Source organism: Polaromonas sp., assembly GCF_049790275.1.
Taxonomy (GTDB): domain Bacteria; phylum Pseudomonadota; class Gammaproteobacteria; order Burkholderiales; family Burkholderiaceae_C; genus Polaromonas.
The window spans coordinates 1-4,848 of the sequence record NZ_JBAQYR010000175.1; the positions used below are offsets into that span (position 1 = coordinate 1).

General features: G+C 63.5%; 5 protein-coding genes. 4 read left to right on the top strand and 1 reads right to left on the bottom strand.

Translation table 11 applies throughout. The annotated features are described in order from the left end of the window. Together WA904_RS22215 and WA904_RS22220 are read left to right on the top strand one after the other, a co-directional pair. Positions 1-1,056 (top strand): NAD(P)/FAD-dependent oxidoreductase (locus tag WA904_RS22215; RefSeq protein WP_425199297.1); only part of this gene is annotated, 1,056 nt, incomplete at its 5' end. After that, positions 1,053-2,120 (top strand): ABC transporter substrate-binding protein, encoded by a 1,068-nt coding sequence (locus tag WA904_RS22220; protein ID WP_425199298.1) that lies wholly within the window; start codon positions 1,053-1,055, stop codon positions 2,118-2,120. The genes WA904_RS22215 and WA904_RS22220, both read left to right, overlap by 4 nt. A 25-nt stretch (positions 2,121-2,145) precedes the next feature. On the opposite strand, the gene WA904_RS22225 is transcribed toward WA904_RS22220, so the two are convergent. Then, positions 2,146-3,192, bottom strand: a complete 1,047-nt coding sequence (locus tag WA904_RS22225) for an MBL fold metallo-hydrolase (RefSeq protein WP_425199299.1) — start codon at positions 3,190-3,192, stop codon at positions 2,146-2,148. A 230-nt stretch (positions 3,193-3,422) separates the two neighbouring features. Here WA904_RS22225 and WA904_RS22230 point away from each other — a divergent pair, with 230 nt between their 5' ends. Both WA904_RS22230 and WA904_RS22235 read left to right on the top strand, forming a co-directional pair. Next, a complete protein-coding gene (locus WA904_RS22230; RefSeq protein WP_425199300.1) occupies positions 3,423-4,502 on the top strand; it encodes a hypothetical protein in 1,080 nt (359 codons plus the stop codon). Positions 4,503-4,638: 136 nt separating this feature from the next. Beyond that, a partial coding sequence (locus WA904_RS22235) for a hypothetical protein (RefSeq protein ID WP_425199301.1) occupies positions 4,639-4,848 on the top strand: 210 nt, incomplete at its 3' end.

Consider the following 4,848-nt stretch of genomic DNA (forward strand, 5'->3'; position numbering starts at 1 on the left):
AACTACGGCGGCGTACGGCGCCAGGGCCGGCCGGTTGCCCAGCTGCCGCTGGCGCAGCGCGCGCACGGCCTCTGGGCGCGTTTGCCGGAGCTCATTGGCACGGAGGGCGAGTACCTGCGCTCCGGCCACCTGAAGATTGCACGCAGCAACGCCGACCTGGCCTCGCTGGAGGCTTACCGGGAACGCACGCACGGCTTTGGCATGAACCTTGAAATGCTCTCGGTGCGCGCCTTGCGCGAACGCTGCCCCTGGCTGGGCAAGGCCGCCATAGGAGGCTCCCTCTGCCCGGAAGACGGCCAGGCCAATCCCCGCCTGGTGTCGCCGGCCTTTGCGCTGGCCGCACGACGTCTGGGTGCGGATGTGCGGGAACAAACCGGTGTTGATGAGGCGGTGCACGACGGTTCGGTATTTGTCCTGCGCTCGGGCCAGGCGCTGGAAGTCCGCTCCCGCTACCTGCTGAACTGCGCGGGTGCCTGGGCAGGCAGCATTGCCGCGCAGTTTGGCGACACGGTACCGATGGAGTCCGGCCACCCAGAGATGGCGGTGACGGAGCCCCTGCCGGTGTTCATGAATTTCAGCCTGGGCGTGGAAGGCGGCGGCGTCTACGCGCGGCAGGTGGCGCGCGGCAATTGCGTCATCGGTGGCGGCCAGGGTTATGCGCTCGACGACCAGCGGGCCCGTGCACAGCGCAGCGGTCTGGCGACCCTGAGCCAGCAGGTCCTGGGTTTGCTGCCGGCCCTGCGCCATGCCCACATCATCCGCACCTGGAGCGGCACGGAAGGTTACCTGCCGGACCGCCAGCCCGTGCTCGGCCCGAGTGCCACCACGCCGGGCCTGTTCCATGCCTTCGGGTTCGCCGGCGGCGGCTTCCAGCTCGGCCCGGGGGTGGGTGCCGTGCTCGCCGACCTGGTGCGGGACGGCCAGACCGCCACGCCGATCGCCGCCTTTTCTGTTTCACGTTTTCTTCCAGCCCGCGTGCGGCAACCACCGGACCTGTTCCCTCAGCCGTTGCCTGACCCACCATGCTCAACCCTTGTTCCCAGGAGAACCCCATGAACCTGCCTTCAAGCCCCCCGTCCGCCCGCGCCGCTGCGGTGTCTTTCGCTGTTGCCGTGGCCGGCCTGTCTGCTGGCCCGGTCCTGGCGCAAACCAAAACCCTGTACATCGGCATGAACGGCGGCACGATGGAAAAAACCTATACCGGCCATGTGTTTGGCGCCTTCGAGAAAGCCAACAACGTCAAGGTCGTGGTGGTGCCCGGCACCTCGTCGGACATCCTGGCCAAGGCCCAGGCCAACAAGGACAACCCGCAAATGCACGTGATGTTCCTGGACGACGGCATCATGTACCGCGCCATCGGCATGGGGCTGTGCGAGAAAATGCAGCCCAGCCAGGCCCTCAATGACCTGTTTCCCACGGCCCGCTTCAAGGGCGACATGGCCGCCGGCGTCAACGTCGGCATGACCGGCCTCGCCTACAACAAGAAGATGTTCACCGAAAAAGGCTGGGCCGCGCCCACTTCGTGGATGGACCTGGCCGATCCCAAGTTCAAAGGCAAGGTCGTGTTCCAGTCGCTGGCCTCGTCGACCTTCGGCCTGCACGGCTTCCTGCTGTTCAACCGCATCCAGGGTGGCAGCGAGAAAAATGTGGAGCCCGGCTTCAAGGCCTGGCCCACCACCATCGGCCCCAACGTGCTGGAGTACATCCCGAGCTCGGCCAAGATTGCGGAAATGGTGCAGACCGGCGAAGCCGCCATGTTCCCGCTGACCCCGACGGCTGTGGGTGTGCTGAAAGACAAGGGCCTGCCGGTCGAATATGTGCAGCCCAAGGAGGGTTCTGCCGTGCTCACCGTGGGCGAATGCGTGATCGCCAAAAACAGCGAGCCTGCGCTGGCCCACAAGCTGGCCCAGTACCTGCTGTCGCCGGAGGCGCAGGCCGCGGCACTTGAGCACGGCGACCAGATTCCGTCCAATCCCAAAACCAAGGCCTCGGGTGCCGCGGCGGCGCTCGTCAAGCAGATGAACGACTACATGAAAACCGCGACCACGGTGGATTGGGACGTGATCAACGAGAACCGCCCGGCGTGGAACGCCCGCTGGAACAAGACGGTGGAACGCTGACAGCCAGGCCAGGCGGGGCGCAAGCTCAGCGGGGCTTCAGCACACGCGTTTCGCCAACGGCCATCACAAAAAACTCTTCCTCCGACAGGCCCTGGACGCTGCGCTGGGCGGCCAGGGCTCTCGGCGGTTCGTCGAGCGGCTCATCGGTCAGCTCGAAGGTGCCCCAATGCACACCGAGTGAGCGCTTCGCACCGAGGTCGCGGTGGATCTTCACCGCTTCTTCCGCATTCACATGCTGCGTCGCCATGAACCAGCGCGGCTCATAGGCGCCAATCGGAATCAGCGCCATGTCGAACCCGCCTCCCTGCGCGTGACCCTGCCGGTGGGCGAAACGTGTACGCATGTCGGTGAAGTCCCGTGAGTAGCCGGTGTCACCCGCATAAAAGAGATGGCAATCCTGCGCGAAAACGGCAAAACCTCCCCACAGCGTCGCCATCCGGTCCGTCAAGCCGCGTGCCGACCAATGTTGCGCCGGCACCAGCGTGATCTCGACATCACCGCCGGGTGCCTGGAGCATGTGGCTTTGCCACCAGTCCAGCTCCACGGCATGACGGATGCCGCGCCCTGCCAGCCAGGCCTTGAGGCCGAGCGGCACCACGAACAGGGGCGGACCACCGGGCTGGCGGTTCAGCGCATCCACCGATGCTTCGTCAAGGTGGTCATAGTGGTTGTGCGAAGTCAGGACCAGGTCCACATGCGGCAGATTGCCCACCGGGATGCCCGGTGGCTGGTGGCGTTTCGGCCCCAGAAAGGAAAAGGGCGAGGCACGGTCGGAAATAATCGGGTCGGTCAGCAGCGTCAGCCCGCCCAGCTTGACCAGCACCGTGGAATGGCCGATCCAGGTGACGGACGGCTGCATCTGCTTCGCTGCGCTGGCGTTGCGGTGCAGGAAATCGATGTCGGCCAGTTGCGTGGGAATGGGCTGCGTGGGCGGCGGCGGCAAGCCGCGGCGCGACGCATCCCAGCGCCAGCGCAGCACCTCTGCCAGGCTTTTGGCCGTGAACTCGGCGTGAACGTTCTGGAAGCCTTGCGGACGATGGTGTGCCTTGTCGGGGTCGTAGTCTGGATTCATGCCATAGGGATCGTGTTTGTGTTCCCCAGTTTCTCCTGTTACCGGGCCGGCTGCAACAACCAGTGGCGTCTCGACCGTCGCAGACAGGGGTGATGCAATGCGCCACAGGTTCGCTATCATTTGGATAGTGGTGTGCGCCCGCTCCATAAGGCCAAACACATGTTTTTCGTATAAGCTGCGCCGGACACGATGGCGAATGCCCGGCGTTCACCTGTTCGCGGAGGATCAGGATGGCCAAATACAGGATCAATATTGCGCTCTGGCAGGTTCCGACCATGGTCGTCAACAGCCACAGCAAGCCCCAGCTTGCCGAATACGAACGCACACTGACCAACACTGTGGCGGCCAGAAGCCTGGATGAACGCATGGCCTTGCTCAGAAAACGCGTGGGCAAGGCCGATGCATTTTTCAGGACATACCCCGGGCCTCCGGACCGGCGCAACGTCACGCTGTTTGCCGCACCGGAATACCTGTTTGCGCGTAATGCCTCTGAACACTTCGTCAGCGAGGAGGAGAAAGACCATCTGCTCACGGAACTGGCCAAGCTCAGTGATGACTTTCCCAATGTGCTGCTTTTCCCCGGCACCATTGCCTGGAAAAAACCGGCCCTTCGCCCGGACCACCCCGAGCCAGCCCGGCACAACAACCGCGGCCAGAAGGCCCTGGCCCAGCGCAAGCTGGGCGGCACCGATATCTATTCCAACAGGGACACCAAGGCCTTCACTCAGGCACAAAGCAGCGGTGAGCAATACTATCTGGCACGCAACACCTGCTACGTGATGCATCAGGGCGACCTGCTGCTCAAGTACCATAAACGGGACAATGGCAATGAAACCGACCGCGTCTCCGACGGTGAAGATGTCTTTTTTGTGCATGGTGCTCGCGACAGCGTTTTCGAAGCCGAGGGACTGTCATTCGGGCTGAAAATCTGTGCGGAGGTGGTGACGCCGCTGCCGCAGCTGGTCGATGTTCAGGTCGTGATATCGGCATCCCGTTTGGTCATTCCATCGAGCATGCAGTTGCGCCCCGGCGCCTATTGTTGCCACGCCGACGCAATCTACCCACCCACCGTGTGGCATAGAACCAAAGGCGGCTTGTTCAAGTCAGGTGTCATCGAGGAAATCACCGCCAACGTGCAACGGCGCGGCGGTGGTCCCATCACAAAGCATCGCGCCGGGGTGCGCATCACCCATGCCCTGAATTACAAAGCCAACGCCGCATTGCTGGATCCGGACTCGCAGGCCTATGCAGAAAAAGTGACCGAGATGCGCGGCCGCGCCCGTTACTACCGGCTGGACTATGACAAATGACACGTGTTGCTGAAAGCACCGCGTACGCTATGAAATTGATAGCTGCTTGCGCCCGGTATCAAAGGGCTGTGAGTGCTTTTTGCTTGTAAAAAAATGCCAGGCAAGGTAATCTCATTTATTCAACACGGGAGATCACATGAACACCTTGCCCACCCTGTTCCTGCTTGTTGCCGGCGGCATGGCCGCTGGTTGTGCCGCGCCCCGGCAACCCCAGATCAACTACGGCCATCCGGCGCTGAACCAGGCGGCGGCCCAACAGGCAGCCCCCGCGCCTCAGAACAATGCGGGCCGCGTCGCCGCCGGCGCGGTGCTGGGCGGGCTGGTGGGTAGCCGCTTTGGCCAGGGC

Bases quoted from the DNA above. Each gene is read 5' to 3' on its own strand.
- WA904_RS22230 (WP_425199300.1), top strand. From the start codon at position 3,423: ATGGCCAAATACAGGATCAATATTGCGCTCTGGCAGGTTCCGACCATG.
- WA904_RS22225 (WP_425199299.1), bottom strand. From the start codon at position 3,192: ATGAATCCAGACTACGACCCCGACAAGGCACACCATCGTCCGCAAGGC.
- WA904_RS22220 (WP_425199298.1), top strand. From the start codon at position 1,053: ATGAACCTGCCTTCAAGCCCCCCGTCCGCCCGCGCCGCTGCGGTGTCT.